The sequence below is a fragment of the Micromonospora sp. NPDC049044 genome (assembly GCF_040649215.1).
Taxonomy (GTDB): Bacteria; Actinomycetota; Actinomycetes; order Mycobacteriales; family Micromonosporaceae; genus Micromonospora.
The window spans coordinates 31720-51193 of sequence record NZ_JBEZFA010000015.1 but is presented as its reverse complement, the minus strand read 5'-3'; the positions used below and the strand labels follow the sequence as shown (position 1 = coordinate 51193).

Sequence of the window (19474 nt, the reverse complement as noted above, 5' to 3'; positions counted from 1 at the left end):
CCACTGACGGTAACGCACGAATCGGGTCCGGCGAGCCGCCCCCGCCGTCGCCAACACGTACCGTCCGATCACGAGAGGTCAGAGTCGGGCGACGGCCACCCGGGTGGCCTCGGCGATGAGTGCGTCGTCGGGGGTGGCGTCCTTCTCGTCGCGGCTGGACAGCACGGCCAGGACGATCGGGGCCCGATCGGGCGGCCAGATGACGGCGATGTCGTTGCGGGTGCCGTACCCGCCGGTGCCGGTCTTGTCCCCGACCACCCACCCGGCGGGCACCCCGGCGCGGACCAGCGCCGCGCCGGTGGTGTTGCCCCGCAGCCAGCCGCGCAGGACGTCGCGGTCCGCGGGCGTCAGGGCATCGCCCAGTGTGTACGCCCGGAGGTCGCCTGCCAGGGCCCGCGCCGTGCTGGTGTCCCGCCGGTCGCCGGGTGTCGCCTCGTTGAGGATGGTCTCGTAACGGGCCGGTTCGGTGACCGGGTCGCCGACAGCGCGTAGTCTGCGCTGGAAACCCTGCGGCCCGCCGAGGTGGCGCAGCAGCAGGTTCCCGGCCGTGTTGTCGCTGTAGCGCACTGCCGCGTCGCTGAGAGCGCGCAGGCTCATGCCCTCGGCGACGTGCTTCTCGGTGATCGGTGAGTGCGCCACCAGGTCCGCTCCCGAATACCGCACCACCCGGTCCAGTTCGGCGTCGGTGGTGTCGTCCAGGACCTCGGCGGCGGCCAGCGCCTTCCACGTCGAGGCGTACGCGAACCGCTCGTCGGCCCGGTGTTCGACGGTGCGGCCGGTGCCCGTGTCGACGGCGTAGACCCCCAACCGCGCCCCGAACCTCTTCTCCAGCCGCTGGAAGTCCTGCCCGACGTCCGGCGACGGAGACGGGGTAAGGGACGGGCTGAGCGTCGCCTCCGGGCTCGCTGTGGGGAGCGCCTCCGGTGCGTCGTCGCCGCCGCACCCCGCCACCACCGCCAGGGTCGTCGCCGCGACCAGCGCCGTCGCCAGACGTCGGACAGGGATCGTCATCGCCGTTCCTCCTGAGGTGCCGTCGGTCAGGGCAGGATCTCGACGTACCCGTCGGTGCCGTGCACGCGGATCCGCTGCCCGTCGCGGATCAGCCGGGTGGCGTCCAGCACGCTGACGACAGCCGGCAGGCCATACTCCCGTGCGATCACCGCGCCGTGCGTCATCAACCCGCCGACCTCCGTCACCAGGCCGGCGATGCCGACGAACAGCGGTGTCCAGCTGGGGTCCGTGTGGGTCGTGACGAGGATGTCGCCCGCTTCGAGGTCAGCCTGGGCCATGTCGAGGATGACCCGGGCGCGTCCTTCGACGGTCCCGGTGGACACCGGCAGCCCGATCAGGGCGCCGGCCGGCACGTCGTCGCGGCGGTACGCGCCGGTGACGGCCTCGCCGTCCGAGGTCAGCACCCGGGGAGGCGGGAGCGCCTGGTGCGACCGGAACTCGTCCCGGCGCTGCCGGATCAGCTCGTGGTCCACCTGCTGCGAGCGCACGGCCTCGTGGAACTCCTGGAACGTGAGGTAGAAGACGTCCTCCCGCTCGGTGAGCACACCGGCCCGCACGAGGCGCTCGGCCTCTGCGAGCAGGGCCTCCTTGTAGACGAAGTAGCGGCTGACGATGTCGTACTTCGGGTACTCCCGGTAGCCGATGAACGTCCGCACCCGCTCGATCATCCGCTCGGTCTCGTCGGCCTTCTGTTCCCCGTCCGGCAGCGCCCGCAGGCGCGTCAACACCTCCTGCGCCTTGCGCTGCGCCAGCTGCCGGCCCTGCTCGAAGCGCCTCCTGGCGGCACCGGGCTCGAAGAGCCTGACGTTGTCCAGTATCACCGGCACGAGCGTGCTGGGGCGTTCGCTCCACCGGGGCCGGGTGATGTCGATCTCTCCGACGCAGCGCATGCCGTACCGGTCGAGGTATGCCTCGATGGCGTCGCGCGCGGTGCTCCCGCCGGGGAGTCTGGGCAGCTCGTCGAGGAAGCCGTCGTCCTCGACGTCCTCGAGGAACGCCACCACCTGCGGATGTGGGCGGATCTGGTCGGCGACGTCGAGCAGCGCCAGCCCCATCTCCGAGGTGATGTTGCCCGGGGCGGACAGGGTGAGGGTGTCCGCGGCGTTCTTCTCGCCCAGCCACTCGTACAGCCGGTCGTTGAGCCACCAGGTGGCCTCCATGCCGGCCATGATCGCCTGCATGGTCGGCGGCTCACCGAGGATCCGCTTGTGTTCCTCGAAGGCATTCAGCAGGAAGTCGAACAGCGCCGTACCGGACACCGTCGCGATGTCACGCCGCAGAGCGGCGACGGACGCCTCGCTGCGGTCGATCAGCCCGGTCACGATGGCCGGGTCGGACTCGATCGACGGGCCGCCGAACGGCAGCCTGGCCGGACCACCGCCGCCGCTGGACGCCGGGACGAATCCGCTGTCGAGCAACGTGTCCAACGCGTCCCGCATCAGCGGGTCGGACTTCCCGACCATGTCCAGGAATCCGGCGCGGCCCGGCGAGGTCAGCAGCCCGGTGGCGTCGACGAACAACCGGCCACCGGCCTCCAGCATCGGTGCCATGGCCGTCAACTGCCACATGGACAGCCCCAGCGGCCTCATGGCGTCGGTCATCATCTGCTGGTGCCCGACCGAGAGGTAGACGTGGTTGCCCCGGTCAGCGGCTGGGGGCACGGGGAACAGCGTGGTGATCGGCCGACTCTGCACGATCTGGAAGTCGTCGTCGACCAGGCACCACTCGATGTCCTGCGGACGGCCGAAGTGAGCCTCGATCCGTCGCCCGAGTCGGACCAACCGTACGACCTGCGCCTCGGTCAGCGCCGGCTGCTCCTGTCGCCGCGCGTCGATCGCCACCTCCCGCGTGCCGCCGCCCGGCACGGCGGCGACGGCGCGGTGTTTGGCGGCGACCGCCCTGGTGACGACCTCCCCGTCACGCACCGTGAAGACGTCCGGGTTGACCAGGCCGGACACCAGGGCCTCGCCGAGGCCGAAGCTGGCGTCGGCAGTCGCGACCTTCCGGTTGCCCGAGACCGGGTCGGCCGTGAAGAGGATTCCCGCCGCGTCCGGAAAGACCATCCGTTGTACGACGACAGCCATCTGCGCCGTGCGGTGGTCGATGCCGTTGCGCAAGCGGTAGACGACGGCCCGCTCGGTGAACAGCGACGCCCAGCACCGGCTGACGTGCCGCAGGACCGCGTCCGGCCCCACGATGTTCAGGTAGGTGTCCTGCTGGCCCGCGAAGGAGGCGGTGGGGGTGTCCTCGGCGGTCGCGCTGGACCGCACGGCGTACGCCGCCTCGTCGCCGAACCGGACGAGCGCGCGGGTGATCTCGGACGCCAGGTCGCCCGGGATCGGAATCTCCTCGATGCTGCGGCGGACCTCCGCGCTCAGCGCGCCGATCGCCTCCCGGTCGTCCGGGTTCAGGTGCGACAGGCGGTCGAGCAGCCCGTCGACCGACGGTGCCTGCGTCAGCACCCGCCGGAATGCGGCAGTCGTCACGCAGAACCCGGCCGCAACGCGGATGCCGTCGATCCGCGACAGCTCGCCCAGGTGCGCGGCCTTGCCGCCGACGACCGCCACCTGCGTCGCGTCGACCTCCCGAAGATCCACCAGCGGTACGAGATCGCTGCGGCCCTCGTCCATCGACAACACACCCATGTCGTGCCCCCCGTTGCGTCTTGATGCTGGTCCGGCCGCAGATTCTGCGCCAGGACCGGGGTCTTGCGGGTCGAGCCCGGTGGTCCAGGGCACCTCGTCCTCGTCGATCCGGAGCCAGCCGCCCTCGTCGTGGGCCAGCACACCCTCGCTGACACCTCGGGTCCACTGGTCGAACAGCGGGCGAGGCTGACGGCGGCACGGACCGCTTCGAGCCGTCCGGACCGAACTCGAACCGCCAAATCTCCCCCATCATGGACGGCACACCTAGTCGGCGAACTCGACGCCGGTGAGGGCGACGGCGCGGTGCGCGGCGAGGCGTTCGGCCTGGACGGTGACGGCGTCGCGGGTCGCGCCCGACAGCCTCTGCCAGGGCTGCACGGTGACGGTGAACGTCCTGCCGGACTTGCGCGGACGCCAGGTGCCCACCACGTCGCCGTCGACCACCACGGCGCCGGGGCGACCCAGCACCGGCCACAACTGCTTGACGTGGGCGGTGTCCGGCACCAGCGTCGCCCGGTCCTTCGCCTGGAGGAACAGGTCGTACGGGCCGAGGAGGCGGGTGCCGGTGCCGTCGGCCGACTCCAACGCCTTCTCGTCGGCGGCCAGCAGTGAACGGACCTCACGGCCGACGGTCACCTCGACCACATCCTCGGGCCAGAGCGCCTTCACGTCCTTGACCGGGGCGTCGAGGTAGTCGGCCACGTGTTTCGGGGTGGCCGGGCCGAGCAGGCGCAGGTACGCGCGGACGAGGTCGAACCGGTCACCCGGCGCGGCCGCCTTCCGGAACCCGGAGATGCGCCGCAGGACCGGGGGCGAGGTGTCCACCTCAAGTTCCAGTCCGGCCCGTACGGCGGCGAGCCGGAACGGCATCTCGTAGGGGTGTGTGGCGTCGCACGGCCGGCAGAACCGCAGATAGGGCTCGGGCAGCATCGTGGCCAGGCGGCCGGACACGTCACCCTTGACCGTCGGCGTGGTCACGACGGCCCGCATCCGGGTGGCGATCTCGTCCAGGGCCGTGAGGGTGTCGATGCCGACGGCTTTCAGGGGCCGGGACGCGTCGTAGATGCGCTTGCTCGCGTCGGCCTCGGTGAAGGGCTCGACAGCCGCCGCGACCTTCCCGACGTCGGCCCGGCGGTAGAGGTGCGGGGCGCCCCGCACGGTCCACAGCAGGACCACGTCCGTGTCCGAGAACGCGGTCACGTCGACCCCGCGCACCGCCAGCGCCCAGCGGGCGCCGTCCGGCCCGGTGTTCTGCACACCGATGTCCAGGACGGCGGTGTCGGCGAGCGTGCCCGTGTCTCGGTCGAGTTGTTGGGCCCGGACGCGGAAGTTCAACACCTGGCGCCGATCGACCATGCCCGAACCCTAGTCGACCGCCGCCGTCAGGCCACCGGCGAAACCCGCCCGTTGTCCCCGACGCCGACGACGAGGTGGCGCGCAGTGCCTGGCGGGCGGCGGTCGTCCTGGTGCCCGACGGTGCGACGGCCGAGCTGGCCGGGGTGCTGTCGACGCAGTTGGGACGCGGCAACCGGGAGACGCAGGTGAGTTTGAGTCGGGCGCTGGTCGCGATCGATGAGCCCACCCGCGTCATGGTGCTCGGACCGGCGGGTGCGAGCCGGTGATCGGGTGCTGATCGACGAGGTGGCACGGCGGCACAGTGGATTCCGGAGGACGGAATGCCGACGGTCAGCTGACCGGCACCCTACGACCGGTGCTGGTCGGGGCGCTGCCTGGCGAAGGCGTCGGCCTTGCCCCAACGGCCGGGGATGTCCAGCAGCGCGATCCGCCCGAAGGCGGACGGTAGCGCGGGGTCCACGGCCAGGTGGTCCTCGTGCGGGTTGAGGCCGAGCATGGTGCGCAGGAGCAGCACGGACGCGCCGCTGGACCACGCCTGCGGGCTGCCGGCGGTGGGATACCGGACCGGGTAGCGGGTGGTGTTGCGGTCGAAACCGCCGAAGGCCTCGGGCAGTCGACCCTCGAAGAAGGTGGCCGCGGACAGGATGCTCTCGGCGATGCGACCCGCCTCGCTGGTGAACCCGTAACGGCGCAGACCCCAGGCGATGAACGAGTTGTCGAACGGCCAGACCGTGCCGTTGTGGTAGCCGAGCGGGTTGTAGCGGCGCTGCCCCTCGGCGAGGGTCCGCACACCCCAACCGGAGAAGAGCTCCCGACCCATCAGGTGCTCGACGAGCTGCGGGGCCCGCTCCGGCGGCACGATGCCGCTCCACAGCAGATGCCCGATGTTCGACGACAGGCTGTCGACCGGGGTGCCGTCGTGGTCCAGTGCGAGGGCGTAGTAGCCGCGGTCGGCGAGCCAGAAGTCCCTGTTGAACCGGTCGTACAGCGCCGCCGCGTCGCGCTCCAACCGGTCGGCGAGGTCGGTGTCACCCCAGACGGTACGGGCCAGGCGAGCCCCGCGGATCTTCGCGTCGTAGGCGTACCCCTGGGTTTCGCAGGTGGCCCTCGGAAAGCCCGGCAGCCTTCCGTCGGCGTAGGAGATGCTGTCCCAGGAGTCCTTCCAACACTGGTTGTCCAGGCCGGTGGCGCGGTTGCGTCGCTCGTACCAGACATAACCGGTGGACGTCAGGTCCGCGTAGTCGTCGATCCACGCCAGGGCCGCGCGGGCCTCCTGCTCCAACTCGCGCACCAGCGCCGTGTCGCCACTCCACCGTTCGTACTCGTCGAGCAGCACCACGAACAGCGGCGAGGCGTCCACAGTGCCGTAGTAGGGGGAGTGCGGCTGTTCCTCGAACGCGGCCGACTCGCCGTAGCGCAACTCGTGCAGGATCCGGCCGGGGTCCTCCTCCAGCACGTCGTCGCTGCGGGCACCCTGTAGCGAGGCGAGGATCCGCAGCGTCGGCGGGGTCAACGACGGGGTGACGGGCAGGGTCTGCAGGCAGGTCAGCAGGCTGTCGCGGCCGAACAGGGTCATGAACCAGGGCAGCCCGGCCGCGGGTACGGCCGCGCCACTCAGCGAGAGCGGAGCGAACCGCAGCGCCGCCAGGTCCACCAGGCTGCGGTGGTACACCTGCTGCAGCGCGGCGCTGTCGGTGTCCAGGGTGGGGGCCGCCGCGACCCAGGCCCGCAGGCTGCTGGGCAGGGTGGACTCGTCCGGGCGCTGGGCCCGCAGCGCGGAGCGCAGGTCGACGCCGTCCGGACGCAGCGCCCGCATCGTCGCCTGCAGGCGGGTGGACCACTGCTCTCCGGAGCCGAGTCGGACGGTGAACCGGAGGCCGTCCGGGTCGTACTCGGCGGGTTCGCTGGCCGAGACCACCACCTCGCGGTGGTAGGTGGACCGCCGGTACCCCAGGCGCAACTCGTTCGGGCCGACCTCGGTGTAGTACCTGCCGACCTTCTCACCGACGTCGAACTTGATCTCGAAGATGTCGGCGAAGTCGGCAGCCACCTCAAGGCGGATGTCGAGTTCCATCTCCTGCTCGCCGTAGTTGAAGATCGTCACCGACTCGGTGAGGTCCGGGCCGATTCTTCTGCGCCGGATGGCGGACAGGTCGGCCTCCACGTAGTCGACCGCCGCGCCCGGCACCACGAAGAAGGTGACCTCGTAGTACTGGCTGTCGTCCACCGACAGCGCGGTCATGCACTCGCCGTTGACGAAGAGCAGCCACCGGGACAGGAAGCGGGTGTCGGCGGCGAACAGCCCGACCGGGGCGTTGGAGGACGACTCCACATCGCCACTGGTGTCGGACACCATGAAGGTGTTCCCGTCGATGCACGCCACGGTGCCGTGGATGTCCTGCATCGGTCACCGGCCGCCGTCCGGGCCGCCGTGCTCCGCCGGCTCCGGTTCGTGTGGGAACAGTCGCCCGAGCCGCAACGCCAGGCTGAGGTCGCCGTCGACGAGGATCTCGCCCCGGGTGATCGCCGCCAGCCCGTTCACCTCGCCACGTGCCATCGCGTCCGCGACCTGCGCGGAAACCATGATCACGGTGGTGGCCGGCTGGCCGCTGCGGGTCACCCGCATCCGGCCGTGGTCGATGTCGAGGAGCCACTGATCGAGGTGGTCCCCGTCCCGGATGTCGAAGCGCACGCTCGCGCGGACCTTGCTGAACCGTGGGTCCTGGCCGGCAGCCGTCAACCGCTCGAAGAAGGCCCTGGTAGCCGTCATCCCACCTCCCCGGCCGTTGGCGGCAGCGCCGCTGCGTACCCGGTGTGGGCGGTTGTTAACTCCTCCTGGTGGCCGGGACCGTGCCTGGTCCGGTCCGCCGGTTCAGCCGAGGTCGAAGTCCACGACGGTCGGCGTCCGGCGGACCCGCACCGGGGTCGCCGCGTCGAAGCCGGCGGCGTCGCGGTGCCACACCGGCTGGGCGTACGAGCAGTCGCAGCGCAGCCTCACCCGCTGCCCGGGGAGCAGGCGCAGGAGATAGCCGTCGCCCACGTCCGCCACGCCGGCCAGGTCCCCGGTCGCGGCGTCGAACGCGATCACCTGCGCGTAGGTGAGCAGTTCGTCGACCCGTACCGCCCCGGTGAGCGGTGTCCCGACCGGCAGCGCCTGGTTCAGAGTGGCGCTCTGCTGGGCGCGTACCCGTACCGTCCGCGCCTGCGCCCGACTGCCCACCCCACCGGACCACACTGTCGCGAACCCGGCCGCGGCGAACTGCACCGGCCAGCGGTACGGGCCCAGGCCGGTGATCGTGTAACGACCGTTCTCGTCCGTCATGGGGCCGTGGTCGTCGTACTTCGGGTCCGGCACGTAGGGCACCACCATCACCCGCGCGCGGGGGACGGGGGCGCCCGTCGCCGCGTCCGTCACCACCCCGACGACAGTGCCCGCCGGATCGAGCCGGACGTTCGGCGCGTCGGTCACCGCACCCGAGTGGACCAGGACCACCTGGGCCCGTTCGCGCTCGCCGGTGCCGCCGTGCCGGCCCACCCACTGCCAGCCGTGCACCGTCGCGTCGTAGGGGCGCACCAGCAGCCGGTACGCCCCGGGGGTGACCTCGCTGCTCACCAGGACACCCTGTTCATCGGAGCAGCCCCCGCCCCGACCGACCTGGTCCTCCCCCATCGTGACCGCGGTCAGCGCTGCGGCGTCCACCGGGACGAGCGCGGCGCAGGCCCGGGGGACCGGGGCGCCGGTCGCCGCGTCCCGCACCACGGTTCGGACCTGGCCCGGCGCGGGCGTCGCGGACCCGGGGGTACGCGCGGCAGCCTGCGCGGCGGTCGGCCCGACGAGGACTGCGACGGCGATGGTGGCGGTCAGGTGGCGCAGCGGTGCGCGGCTCACGGGCGTGATCCTTCCGACGGCGGGACGGGTGAGCTGACGCTAACGGTCCGTAGCTGATCCAAATCGGTCAATGTCGTTATGTTGACTGTTGATGGGGCGACATTCCACGCGGGCCGCGCGCACGGGCTCTTGTGTCTGAATCGGGCGCATGGGTCACCAGTACCGCATAGCGTCACGGGGCAGGTGCACCGCGCTCCGCGGTGCGCCGGTGATGACGTGCACCGGAGGAAACGGACATGAGCCGTGTCGAGACTGTGCTCCTACCGGAGTTGGACGGGCCGGTGCCGGCGACGCTGCCGAGCGCGCTGGCTCTGCTGAGCCTGGCGCTGGGCGTGGGTGCCCTGGTCGCGCCCGGCCCGCTCGCGCGTCTGACCGGGGTGGACGACTCCCCGGCCGCGCGGGCCGTGCTCCCGGCGGTAGGCGTGCGCGAGCTGGGCAGCGCCGCCGGACTGCTCGGCGGTCGTCGCCCCGCCGGCTGGGCGTGGAGCCGGGTGGCCGGCGACGCGATGGACCTGACCATGCTCGGGCGGGCTCTCGCCGACCGTGACGGTGACCGCCGCCGCCGCGTCGCGCTGACCACCCTCGCGGTCGCCGGTATCGCGGCCGTCGACGTGCTCTCCGCCGTGCGGATCAGCCGGGCGCGACGCGCGCGGGCGCGGATGATCCGGGTGGAGATCGCGGTGACCGTGAACCGGTCACCTGCCGAGGCGTACCGGTTCTGGCGCGACCTGGAGAACCTGCCCCGGTTCATGACGCACCTGGAGTCGGTGCGCGCCGACGACCTGCGCCGCTCGCACTGGACCGCCCGCGGGCCGGGCGGGCACCGGGTCGAGTGGGACGCCGAGATCATCGAGGATCGGCCGAACACGTCGATCACCTGGCGTTCGGTGGCGGGGACCGGGGTGCCGAACGCCGGGCGGGTCCGCTTCGTACCGGCACCCGGCGACCGGGGCACCGAGGTCCGGGTCGAGTTGCGCTACGCGCCGCCGGCCGGCGCGCTCGGCCGGGCGGTGGCCAAGCTCTTCGGCGAGGAGCCCGAGCAGCAGGTCCGGGACGACCTGCGCCGGTTCAAGCAGGTGCTGGAAACCGGCGAGGTGGTCCGTTCCGAGGGCAGCCCCAACGGCATCTCCGTACGCCAGCAGGCCATGCAGCGGCCCGCCCAGCCGCTGCCGGCGTCGCGCCGGATGACCGCCCGATCCGAAAGGGACAGAGGATGAAAGCCAACGCCTGGATGGGCACCGACAAGGTCAAGGTCATCGACGTACCCGACCCGAAGATCATGAACGCCCGGGACGCGATCGTCCGGATCAGCACCACCGCGATCTGCGGCTCCGACCTGCACCTCTACCACGGCTACATCCCCGCGATGCGCAAGGGCGACATCCTCGGCCACGAGTTCATGGGTGAGGTGGTCGAGGTCGGCCCGCAGGTGCGCAACCTCAAGCCCGGCGACCGGGTGGTGGTGCCCTTCCCGATCGCCTGCGGGCACTGCTCGTCGTGTCAACGCGGCCTCTACTCGGTCTGCGAGAACTCCAACCCGAACGCCGGCATCGCCGAGAAGATCATGGGGCACTCACCGGCCGGCATCTTCGGCTACTCCCACCTGCTCGGCGGGTACGCCGGCGGTCAGGCTGAGTACGCCCGGGTGCCGTTCGCCGACGTCGGCCCGCTCAAGGTGCCCGACGACGTCCGCGACGACCAGGCGGTGATGCTCGCCGACGTGTTCCCCACCGGGTACATGGGCGCCGAGATGTGCGACATCAAACCCGGACAGGTGATCGCCGTCTGGGGCGCCGGGCCGGTCGGGCTGTTCGCCGCGGCCAGCGCCCGGCTGCTCGGCGCGGAACGGGTGATCGTCATCGACCGGTACCCGTACCGGCTGCGGCTCGCCGCGGAACACCTCGGTGCCGAGACGATCAACTACGAGGAGGTGGACGTGCTGGACACCCTGAACGAGCTGACCGCCGGTCGGGGGCCCGACGCGTGCATCGACGCGGTCGGCCTGGAGGGTCACCACGGCAACGCCGCGATGTACGCCTACGACCGGGTGAAGCAGGCCGCCCGGGTCGAGACGGAGCGGCCGTTCGCGCTACGCCAGGCGATCCTGGCCTGCCGCTCGGGCGGGGTGGTCTCGGTCGTCGGCGCGTACGGCGGCTTCGTCGACAAGTTTCCGATGGGCGCGTTCATGAACCGGTCGCTTGTCATGCGCACCGGTCAGTGCCACGTCCAGCGCTACACTCGGCCGTTGCTGGAGCGGATCCAGCGTGGCGAGATCGACCCGAGCTTCATCGTCAGCCACCGGATGCCGCTGCGCGACGCCCCGAAGGGCTACCAGCTCTTCCAGAAGAAACAGGACGACTGTACGAAGGTGCTGCTCACGGTCTGACGGGGCGGCAGGTCCCCCGGGGGGAAGTGCTTCGTGCACTGCCTTTGGAGCTGATGTCACAAACGATTCGGCCCGGCTGCCGGGGTGCCCCCTGCCGGGTCGAGCGGCCGGATGGTGATGTGGTGATCGGTCCGGATGGGTGATGTGGTGATCGGTCCGGATGGGTGATGTCGTAAACGATTCAGCTCTATAGGAGCCGACCACCAGGTCGGCCACCGCCGCCGGTCGCTCTGCGGGCAGGCGGCGCGAACTCCGTGAGCGTCTCCCGCTGTCCGGGCGGCTAGCGTGTCGGCATGGAAAGTGAAGGCACGTCGATACCTGTCTCCACCGAGCTCACTGTCCGACTGCGGCCGGTTGCCGAGCCCGACCTGGCGATCTTCCAGAGGTTGCGCACCGAGCCGGGTCTGATCGGACTGGACTGGGCCGGTTTCCTCGACGCGGGGCAACCCGCGCGGCGGTTCGCCGTCGACGGCTACCTCGGCGACGACGACGGGCGGCTCGTCGTCGAGGTCGAGCAGGAGCAGGCCGCCGCCGGCATCGTCAGCTACACCTCCCGGCGGTCTGCCGGGCGGGCGTCGTACTGGGAGATCGGCATCGTCCTGCTGCCGCCGTGGCGCGGTCGGGGCATCGGCTGGCGGGCGCAGGCGTTGCTCTGCGACTACCTCTTCCAGCACACCCCGGCACAGCGCATCCAGGCCGGCACCCACCCGGAGAACGTGGCCGAGCAACGGTCGCTGGAGAAGGCCGGCTTCCAGTTCGAAGGCGTCATCCGGGCCTGCGAGTTCCGGGCCGGTCAGTGGCGCGACGGCTACCTCTACAGCCGGCTGCGCGACGACCCCCCGCCCGCGGAACTGCCCGTTCGATGACGAACGTCCGGCTCGATAGTCACCCCCGTTTGTGACCGGGAGCCCTGGGAACTCGCCCCGTTCGTCCGCAGGCCGGCCCGACGGCATGTCGAGGAGAAGCGAAGGAGCGGGTCATGGAGTACGAGCAGATGATCGCCACGGTACGACAGCGAGCGGGCCTCGGTGAGAACGAGGCAGTGCGGTCCGTGCAGGCCGTCCTGTCGGTGCTCGGTGAACGGCTCGCCGGCCAGGAGGCCGACAACCTGGCGGCACAGCTACCGGAGCGGTTGAACGGGTCCGTCACGCGCAACCCGCAGGGCCGCCGGTGGGATGTGGGCGATTTCCTGAAGCACGTCGGAGACCGCGAACAGGTCGCGAACGCCGACCACGTGCGTCAACACGCCCAGGCGGTGCTGCGTACCGTCGCCGAGGCGCTCGACGACGACGAGCGGCACGACCTGCTCGCCCAACTTCCCGGCGGCATCATCGACCTCTTCGGTGTGCCCACCCCGCGCGGCTGACCCGGCGGGGCGGCTACGGGATCGGCCACTCGTGCACCGGCCGGTTGCTGTGCATCAGGTCCACGTAGTGGCGGACCACCTCCCGCAGCGCCTCCGGCCGGTCCAGGTGGTCGGTGGCCTCCAACCGGTGCAGCGTCTCCACCTGCCAGGTCGCGCCGTTGCGGCTGGTCAGGCAACGCTGCTCGATGATGCCGAGCAGCCGGTCGCGCTCGCCCGGGTCCAGCCCCCACCGGTCCAGGCCGTGGTACGCCAGGGGTAGCAGCCGGCGCAGCACCAACTCGGTGACGGGCAGGTAGCCCAGGCCCGGCCAGAACACCTGCGCGTCGATGCCGTGCCGGGCACAGTTGGTGAAGTTCTCCTCGGCGGCGCTGAACGACATCTGTGACCACAGTGGGCGGTCCGAGTCGGCGAGGGCCCGCACCAGCCCGAAGTAGAACGCGCCGTTGGCGACGGTGTCCACCACCGTCGGGCCGGCGGGTAGCACCCGGTTCTCCACCCGAAGGTGCGGTCGGCCGCGCGACACGTCGTACACCGGGCGGTTCCACCGGTAGACGGTGCCGTTGTGCAGGCGCAACTCGGCGAGATTGGGCACCTCGCCGGCCGCCAGGGCCTGCACCGGGTCCTCCGGGTCGCAGACCGGCAGCAGCGCCGGGAAGTAGCGCACGTTCTCCTCGAACAGGTCGAACACGCTGGTGATCCAGCGTTCGCCGAACCAGACCCGGGGGCGTACCCCCTGGGCTTTGATCTCTTCCGACCGGGTGTCGGTGGCCTGCTGGAACAGCGGAATGCGGGTCTCGCGCCACAACTCCCGGCCGAAGAACAGCGGCGAGTTCGCGCCGACCGCGACCTGGATGCCGGCGATGGCCTGGGCGGCGTTCCAGTAGTCGGCGAACTGCGCCGGGCTGACCTGCAGGTGGAACTGGGTGCTGGTGCAGGCCGCCTCCGGGGTGATCGTGTCGGCGGTGACCGCCAGGCGTTCCACGCCGCTGATCGCGATCGGCAGATCCTCGCCGCGCGCCGCGAAGATCTGCTCGTTGAGCAGCTTGTAGCGGGGGTTGGCGGAGAGCGTCGCGGCGGTCAGGTGCTCGGGACGCAACGTCGGCAGAATCCCGATCATGACCATGTGCGCGCCGATCGCCCGCGCCTTCACCTCTGCGGCGTTCAGGCTGGCCCGGACGTACTCCTCGAAGTCCGCGGTGCCGGTGCCGGTCAGCCGCCGTGGCGGCACGTTGATCTCGACGTTGAACTGGCCCAGCTCGGTCTGGAAGCTCTCATCGGCGACGGCCGCCAGCACGTCGGCGTTGCGCATCGCCGGATTCGACGCCTCGTCGACCAGGTTCAGCTCGATCTCCACGCCGGTCATCGGCCGGTCGACGTCGAAGCGCGACTCGCGCAGCATCTCGGCGAAGACGTCCAGACAGCGTCGGACCTTGTCGCGATAGCGGGCCCGATCTTCACGACTGAAGGTTCGTACGCCGACGTCCTCGCCCATGGTCACCACCCTGTCACCGCTGGCCACCCCTAACCTCGCACGTCAGCGGCGGGCGGGGGAAGACCCGAGGTTCCTTTCCTACCCACCTGCCCGCCCTGATAGCCCGGTCAGACCGCCCCGTTAGCATTGCGGCTCGAAGGGTGGTGGCGTGCGGATGCGCGAGAAGGTGACCAGGTTGTTCGTCGCGGCGGCGATCGCCGAGGCCTGCTCCTGGCTGGCTCTGCTGGTCGGCATGCTGGTCAAGTACGGCCCGCCGAGCAACGAGCTGGGCGTGCAGATCTTCGGTCCGATCCACGGCGGTCTGTTCGTCGCGTACGTCCTGCTGGTGCTGGCCGTGGCCCGGCTGCACCGGTGGAGCCTGCCGGCCACCGTCGTGGCGCTGGCCTGCGCCGTGCCGCCCTTCGCCACCCTGATCTTCGAGCGCTGGGCCCGCCGCCGGGGCATGCTCGGCACCGACCGCGTACCGGCCCGCGAGCCCGCCCGGGTCGGCTGACCGCGAGGTCGCCCCGGCCCGGTCGACTCGCCGCCCTTCCCGGCGTCTGCCGGTGCGCGGTCAGGTCAGTGCGGAGCAGGCCGTGATGCCGGCGACCAGCAGCGCGCCCAGGAACGCCTGCAACAGCAGCGGCGGTCCGAGGTGCGACCAGAGCGTCGCGGTACGCGGGGTGAGCAACTGCCCGGTGGTGAGGTTGACGATCCGCTCGATGCGCGGCGGCAGTTCCGGGTCGCGTTGCGGTCGCAGGGTGAGCTGCACCTGGTCCGCCGGGTGCAGGGCGCTCTGCGGCAGGTGCCCGTGCAGCTCCACCTCGCAGAGCTGCCCGGCGGTGTTGCGCAGGCGCACCGGGGTGACCAGGTACTCCGGGCCCTGCTTCAGCTCCTTCCACCGTCGGCGGGTGCCGCCACCGCCGAAGGAGAACAGCGCGCGTAGCAGCAGGGCGGGGAGCCGGGCGACCGCGGCCGCGGCGAGCACCGCCACCAGCACCGGCTGACCGATGCGTACCTCGCGGGTGTAGCCGTCCAACAGGCGGATCAGGCGCCCGGTGACGATTCGCTCCGTCGGGTGCACGATCCGTCGGCTGTCGAGTCCGCTGTCCATTTCCACCACCGAGAGTCCGCGTGTGTGCACAGATGGTATCGACGTCCTGGGTTGAACGACGTGAATGAAACCTCGTCACGGGCTCACGGCCGCGAGGTGACATCGCGGGCGACAGGGGTAAGCGGGGGGCCGAGCTGGAAAGGGGTCGAGCATGCAGCTGTCCTTCCTGCGCCCGCTCTACGACCGTCCCGGGCCGTGGTGCTCGGTGTACCTGGACGCCTCCGCCGACACGGAGGACGCCCATCCCGCACTGGACCTGCGGTGGCGCGCCTTGCAGAGTCAACTCGCCGACCAGGGGGCCGACGAGGCGAGCATCGCCGCGCTGGACCGGGTGATCCGTGGGCACGACCCGATGGTCGGCGACTACGGCCTGGCGGTCTTCGCCAGTCACGGACGGGTGGTGCTCTCCGAGTACCTGTCCGCGCCGCCGCTGCGTGACCTGGCCAGTTTCGCGCCGCTGCCACATGTGATGCCGCTGCTCGCCCAACGCGGCGAACAGGTCGCCTGGGTGCGGGTGGTGGCCGACCGGATGGGCGCCGACGCCATGGCGGTCAGCGCCGGCGGGGTTCCCCGGCGGGCCCATGTCGCCGGCCGGGACGAGTTCCCGCTGCGTCGGGCGAAGCCCGGCGGCTGGTCCCAGTCGCGTTATCAGCGCGCCGCCATGGAGGCCTGGCACCAGAACGCCGGCGACGTCACCGCCGCGACGGTGGACCTGGCCGAGAAGGTCGGCGCGGACGTCGTGGTGGTCGCCGGTGACGTGCGCGCCACCGGAATGATCGCCGCGCAGATGCCGGAGCGGTGGCAGGACCTCGTGGTCCGCACCGACGCCGGATCCCGGGCCGGCGGCGCCGACCAGACGATGCTCGACGACCTCACCGTGCAGACCATCGCGGAGGTCGCCGACCAGCGGATCGCCGCCGCGCTCGACAAGTTCGGCGTGCAGGAGGATGTCGGCGGCGGTCTCGACGCGGTCGTCTCGGCCCTGCAACGCAACCAGGTCGACACCATGATCATTGTGGACGACCCGTCGGCCGACGGTGAGCTGTGGATCGGCGCGGAGCCCACCGAGATCGCCGTCGACGCAGAGCAGCTGGCCGCGATGTCGGTGGCCGACCCGCAACGGGTACGCGCCGACGCCGCGCTGGTCCGCGCGCTCGTCGGCACCGACGCGGCACTGACCGTGCTGGGCCCGGAGGAGGCACCCGAGCTCACCGACGGCGTCGGCGCGGTGCTGCGCTACGTCGACCCCGGCACACCGGGACGCGGCGATGGTTGAGCGCCGGGTGGCTGATCTCGTGGTGGAGCGGCTGCTGGCCTGGCGGGTGCCGCGCGCCTTCGGCTACCCGGGTGCGGCGATCGCCCCGATTGTCGAGGCGTTGGAGCGCGCCGGCGGCGAGCCGGCGTTCATCCCGGCCCGACACGAGGAGACGGCCTCGTTCATGGCCACCGGGCACGCCAAGTTCACCGGCGGCATCGGGGTGTGCCTCGCCACCCAGGGGCCCAGCGCCGTGCAACTGCTCAACGGCCTGTACGACGCCAAGCTGGACAGCAAACCGGTGGTGGCGATCGTCGGGGAGGACATCTCCGGGCCGCTCGGCGGCGCGCACCAGGAGATCGGGTTGAGTCGGCTCTTCGGCGACGTCTGCAACCAGTTCGTCCGCTACGGGCGCAACCCCGAGGACGTGGCCGCGCTGCTGGACCAGGCGTTCCGTACCGCGGCGGCGACCCGCAGCCCGACCTGCGTCGTGCTGCCCCGGGAGTTGCAGGAAACCCTGGTGCCCGACGTGCAGACCACCGCCGTCGGGGTGGTCTCGGCCACCCCCGGCGAGCCGCTGGCCCGGGTGCTGCCGCACGAGGTGGACCTCGACGCCGCCGCGCAACTGCTCGGCGGCGGCCAACGCGTCGCGATCCTGGTCGGCCAGGGTGGGCGGGACGCGGCCCCGGAGATCATCGAGGTGGCCGACCGGCTCGGTGCCGGGGTCGCCAGCTCACTGCTCGGCAAGCCGGTGCTCGACGAGCGGCTGCCGTTTCACACCGGGGTGCTCGGCGAGGTCGGCACCCCGGCCGCCGCCGAGCTGATGGGCGGCTGCGACACCCTGCTGATGGTGGGCACCAACGATCCGTGGACCGACTACTTCCCGATGCCCGAGCAGGCCCGTACGGTGCAGATCGACATCGACGGCCGCCGGATCGGCACCCGCTACCCGGCCGACGTGCCGCTCGTCGGCGACGCCGCCGAGACGTTGCGGGCGTTGCTGACCCGACTGCGGGGGCGACCCGAACAACGCTGGCGGGCCACAGTGGAGAGCTCGGTGGACCGGTGGCGGGAGGCCGCCGCCGAGCGGGTCGCCGCGCCCGCCGACCCGGTCAACCCGCAGCTCGTACTCCAGGAGTTGTCGGCCCGCCTGCCGAGCACCGGCGCGGTAGCGGTCGACGTCGGCTCGGTCCTCTACTGGTACGCCCGGCACCTCACCCTGCCACCCGGGGTGAACGCGCAGCTCTGCGGCACCCTGGGTTCGATGGGCTGTGCGCTGCCGTACGCGGTGGCCGCCAAGCTCGCCGCCCCCGACCAGCCGGTGATCGCGCTTGTCGGCGACGGGGCGATGCAACTCAACGGCCTGGCCGAGCTGATCACCGTGTCGCACCACTGGCAGCGGTGGCGCGACCCGCGACTGGTGGTGCTGGTGCTCAACAACCGGGACCAGAACGGCATGGGTGGCGGCCGGCAGCCGACGGCCGACCCGGCCAACCGCCGCCCCGACGTGCCGTACGCCGGCTGGGCCCGCCTGCTGGGGCTGCACGGGGTGCGGGTGGACCGCCCGGAGCTGGTCGGCGCGGCCTGGGACGAGGCGCTCGCCGCGGACCGCCCCTGCGTACTGGAGGCGGTCGTCGACCCGGCGGTGTCGCTGGCGCCGCCGGAGCCGGCGTTCGCCGACCTGCGCGGTCTGTACGCCGATGGCGCTCCGGCCCGCAAGGTACGGGAGCAGGTGGAACTCAGCGCGAACGCGGATGACCTTGTTTAGCCGCTCTCGGCCAGGGCATCAGAAGCGGCCCGACAAGCCTGGAGGTGTCATGTCCGAGTCGGCTGACCGCCGTTACGGTCCGGCGACCCTACCGCGGTCGCGCGGCCCGGTCTCCGCCGCGCTGCTCGACGCCCTCCGCCGCCCGCCGCACGACCTGCCGGCCGGGCTCGGCGGGGGCTTCGACCCGGCCGACCCGATCACGGATGAGGACCTTCAGCTCACCCTGTTCCTCTGCTACGAGCTGCACTACCGGGGCTGGTGCGGGGTGGACGAGACGTGGGAGTGGCAGCCGACGCTGCTCGCGCTGCGCGCCGAAGCCGAACGGCCCTTCGAGGCGGCGCTGCGCCGGCTGGTCGGCGCACCGGCGGTCCCGGCCGCCGGGGTGGCGGCCGGTCTGGCCGAGCTGGTCGCGGCCGACGACGGCCCGCCGCTGGCCGCGACGCTGCAGCGCCACGCCGACCTCACCCAGTTCCGCGAGTTCGCCACCCACCGCTCCGTCTACCACCTGCGCGAGGCGGACCCGCACAGCTGGGCGCTGCCCCGCCTGGGCGGGCCGGCCAAGGCGGCCCTGGTGGAGATCCAAACCGACGAGTACGGCAACGGCCGGCTGGACCGGATGCACGCCGAACTGTTCCGGCGCACCCTCGAACGGCTGGGGTTGGACACCGGGTACGGCGCCCACCTGGACGCGGCACCCGCGGTGACCCTTGCGACAAACAACCTGATGTCGCTGTTCGGCCTGCACCGGCGGTGGCGCGGCGCGCTGCTCGGGCACCTGGCGGCGTTCGAGATGACCTCCTCGCTACCGAACCGCCGCTACGGCAACGGGCTGCGCCGGCTCGGCCTCGACGAGGTGGCCACCCGCTTCTTCGACGAGCACGTCGAGGCCGACGCGGTGCACGAGCAGATCGCCGCCCACGACATGTGCGGTGGCCTGGTCCGCGTCGAACCGGCCCTCGCCGCCGACGTGCTGTTCGGGGCGGCGGCCGGGCTGGCGGTGGACCGGTTGTTCGCCGCGCACCTGCTGGGCAGCTGGGCCGCCGGCCGCAGCTCGCTGCGGTCACCCGCCCCGCCGACCGTGCCACCGACCATCTCGCTCGTCGCGTCGACCCCGGTGGCCCTGCCGGACCCCACCGCTCTGGTCTGACCGGAGAAGCTGCTCACGCCCGAGGCCGGCGGTGGCACCGCCGGGCCTCGGGCGCATACCCCTCGG

Annotated in this window: 16 protein-coding genes and 1 pseudogene; 9 read left to right on the top strand and 8 right to left on the bottom strand. The window is 71.8% G+C overall.

What is annotated here, in order from left to right; all coding sequences use genetic code 11:
- Positions 1–78: 78 nt before the first annotated feature.
- The 3 genes from bla to AB0B85_RS15040 all read right to left on the bottom strand — a co-directional run bounded on the left by bla (position 79) and on the right by AB0B85_RS15040 (position 5012).
- Positions 79–1011, bottom strand: a complete 933-nt coding sequence (bla, locus tag AB0B85_RS15050) for a class A beta-lactamase (protein WP_357407457.1) — start codon at positions 1009–1011, stop codon at positions 79–81.
- A 26-nt stretch (positions 1012–1037) separates the two neighbouring features.
- Complete coding sequence (rph, locus tag AB0B85_RS15045) at positions 1038–3656, bottom strand: rifamycin-inactivating phosphotransferase (RefSeq protein WP_357407455.1); 2619 nt, start codon at positions 3654–3656, stop codon at positions 1038–1040.
- 264 nt (positions 3657–3920) lie between these two features.
- On the bottom strand, positions 3921–5012 hold the full coding sequence (locus AB0B85_RS15040; protein ID WP_357407453.1) for a crosslink repair DNA glycosylase YcaQ family protein: 1092 nt from the start codon (positions 5010–5012) through the stop codon (positions 3921–3923).
- Between the two features lie 50 nt (positions 5013–5062).
- On the opposite strand from AB0B85_RS15040, the pseudogene AB0B85_RS15035 reads away from it, so the two are divergent.
- Positions 5063–5233 (top strand): annotated as a pseudogene (locus tag AB0B85_RS15035) (HEAT repeat domain-containing protein); the annotation flags it as partial.
- Positions 5234–5358: 125 nt separating this feature from the next.
- On the opposite strand, the gene AB0B85_RS15030 reads toward AB0B85_RS15035, so the two are convergent.
- The 3 genes from AB0B85_RS15030 to AB0B85_RS15020 all read right to left on the bottom strand — a co-directional run bounded on the left by AB0B85_RS15030 (position 5359) and on the right by AB0B85_RS15020 (position 8901).
- Positions 5359–7407, bottom strand: coding sequence for a glycogen debranching N-terminal domain-containing protein (locus AB0B85_RS15030; RefSeq protein WP_357407650.1), 2049 nt, complete (start codon positions 7405–7407; stop codon positions 5359–5361).
- A gap of 12 nt (positions 7408–7419) precedes the next feature.
- Positions 7420–7782, bottom strand: a complete 363-nt coding sequence (locus tag AB0B85_RS15025; protein ID WP_357407451.1) for an SCP2 sterol-binding domain-containing protein — start codon at positions 7780–7782, stop codon at positions 7420–7422.
- 102 nt (positions 7783–7884) lie between these two features.
- Positions 7885–8901, bottom strand: coding sequence for a carboxypeptidase regulatory-like domain-containing protein (locus AB0B85_RS15020; RefSeq protein ID WP_357407449.1), 1017 nt, complete (start codon positions 8899–8901; stop codon positions 7885–7887).
- A 236-nt stretch (positions 8902–9137) separates the two neighbouring features.
- Here AB0B85_RS15020 and AB0B85_RS15015 point away from each other — a divergent pair, with 236 nt between their 5' ends.
- From AB0B85_RS15015 to AB0B85_RS15000, 4 genes are all read left to right on the top strand, one after another.
- Positions 9138–10118 carry an SRPBCC family protein gene (locus AB0B85_RS15015; protein ID WP_357407447.1) on the top strand — a complete coding sequence of 327 codons (981 nt, stop codon included), beginning with the start codon at positions 9138–9140 and terminating at the stop codon, positions 10116–10118.
- Entirely contained in the window at positions 10115–11287 is a 1173-nt protein-coding gene (locus AB0B85_RS15010) for a zinc-dependent alcohol dehydrogenase (protein WP_357407445.1), read from the top strand. Before AB0B85_RS15015 ends, AB0B85_RS15010 begins: the two co-directional genes overlap by 4 nt.
- 293 nt (positions 11288–11580) lie before the next feature.
- Positions 11581–12153 (top strand): GNAT family protein, encoded by a 573-nt coding sequence (locus AB0B85_RS15005; protein WP_357407443.1) that lies wholly within the window; start codon positions 11581–11583, stop codon positions 12151–12153.
- 113 nt (positions 12154–12266) lie between these two features.
- Positions 12267–12653, top strand: a complete 387-nt coding sequence (locus AB0B85_RS15000; RefSeq protein WP_357407441.1) for a DUF2267 domain-containing protein — start codon at positions 12267–12269, stop codon at positions 12651–12653.
- Positions 12654–12666: 13 nt separating this feature from the next.
- On the opposite strand, the gene AB0B85_RS14995 is transcribed toward AB0B85_RS15000, so the two are convergent.
- Entirely contained in the window at positions 12667–14145 is a 1479-nt protein-coding gene (locus tag AB0B85_RS14995) for a glutamate--cysteine ligase (protein ID WP_357407439.1), read from the bottom strand.
- Positions 14146–14299: 154 nt separating this feature from the next.
- Here AB0B85_RS14995 and AB0B85_RS14990 point away from each other — a divergent pair, with 154 nt between their 5' ends.
- Complete coding sequence (locus AB0B85_RS14990) at positions 14300–14638, top strand: DUF3817 domain-containing protein (protein WP_357407648.1); 339 nt, start codon at positions 14300–14302, stop codon at positions 14636–14638.
- 60 nt (positions 14639–14698) lie between these two features.
- Here AB0B85_RS14990 and AB0B85_RS14985 read toward each other — a convergent pair whose 3' ends face one another.
- Complete coding sequence (locus tag AB0B85_RS14985) at positions 14699–15247, bottom strand: hypothetical protein (protein ID WP_357407437.1); 549 nt, start codon at positions 15245–15247, stop codon at positions 14699–14701.
- Between the two features lie 142 nt (positions 15248–15389).
- On the opposite strand from AB0B85_RS14985, the gene AB0B85_RS14980 reads away from it, so the two are divergent.
- The 3 genes from AB0B85_RS14980 to AB0B85_RS14970 are packed head-to-tail and all read left to right on the top strand — an operon-like array spanning position 15390 to position 19408.
- Positions 15390–16514, top strand: coding sequence for a Vms1/Ankzf1 family peptidyl-tRNA hydrolase (locus AB0B85_RS14980; RefSeq protein ID WP_357407435.1), 1125 nt, complete (start codon positions 15390–15392; stop codon positions 16512–16514).
- 7 nt (positions 16515–16521) lie between these two features.
- Positions 16522–18261 carry a thiamine pyrophosphate-binding protein gene (locus AB0B85_RS14975; RefSeq protein ID WP_357407433.1) on the top strand — a complete coding sequence of 580 codons (1740 nt, stop codon included), beginning with the start codon at positions 16522–16524 and terminating at the stop codon, positions 18259–18261.
- A 49-nt stretch (positions 18262–18310) separates the two neighbouring features.
- Positions 18311–19408: an iron-containing redox enzyme family protein gene (locus tag AB0B85_RS14970; RefSeq protein WP_357407431.1), complete on the top strand. Its 1098-nt coding sequence runs from the start codon at positions 18311–18313 to the stop codon at positions 19406–19408.
- Positions 19409–19474: the final 66 nt, after the last annotated feature.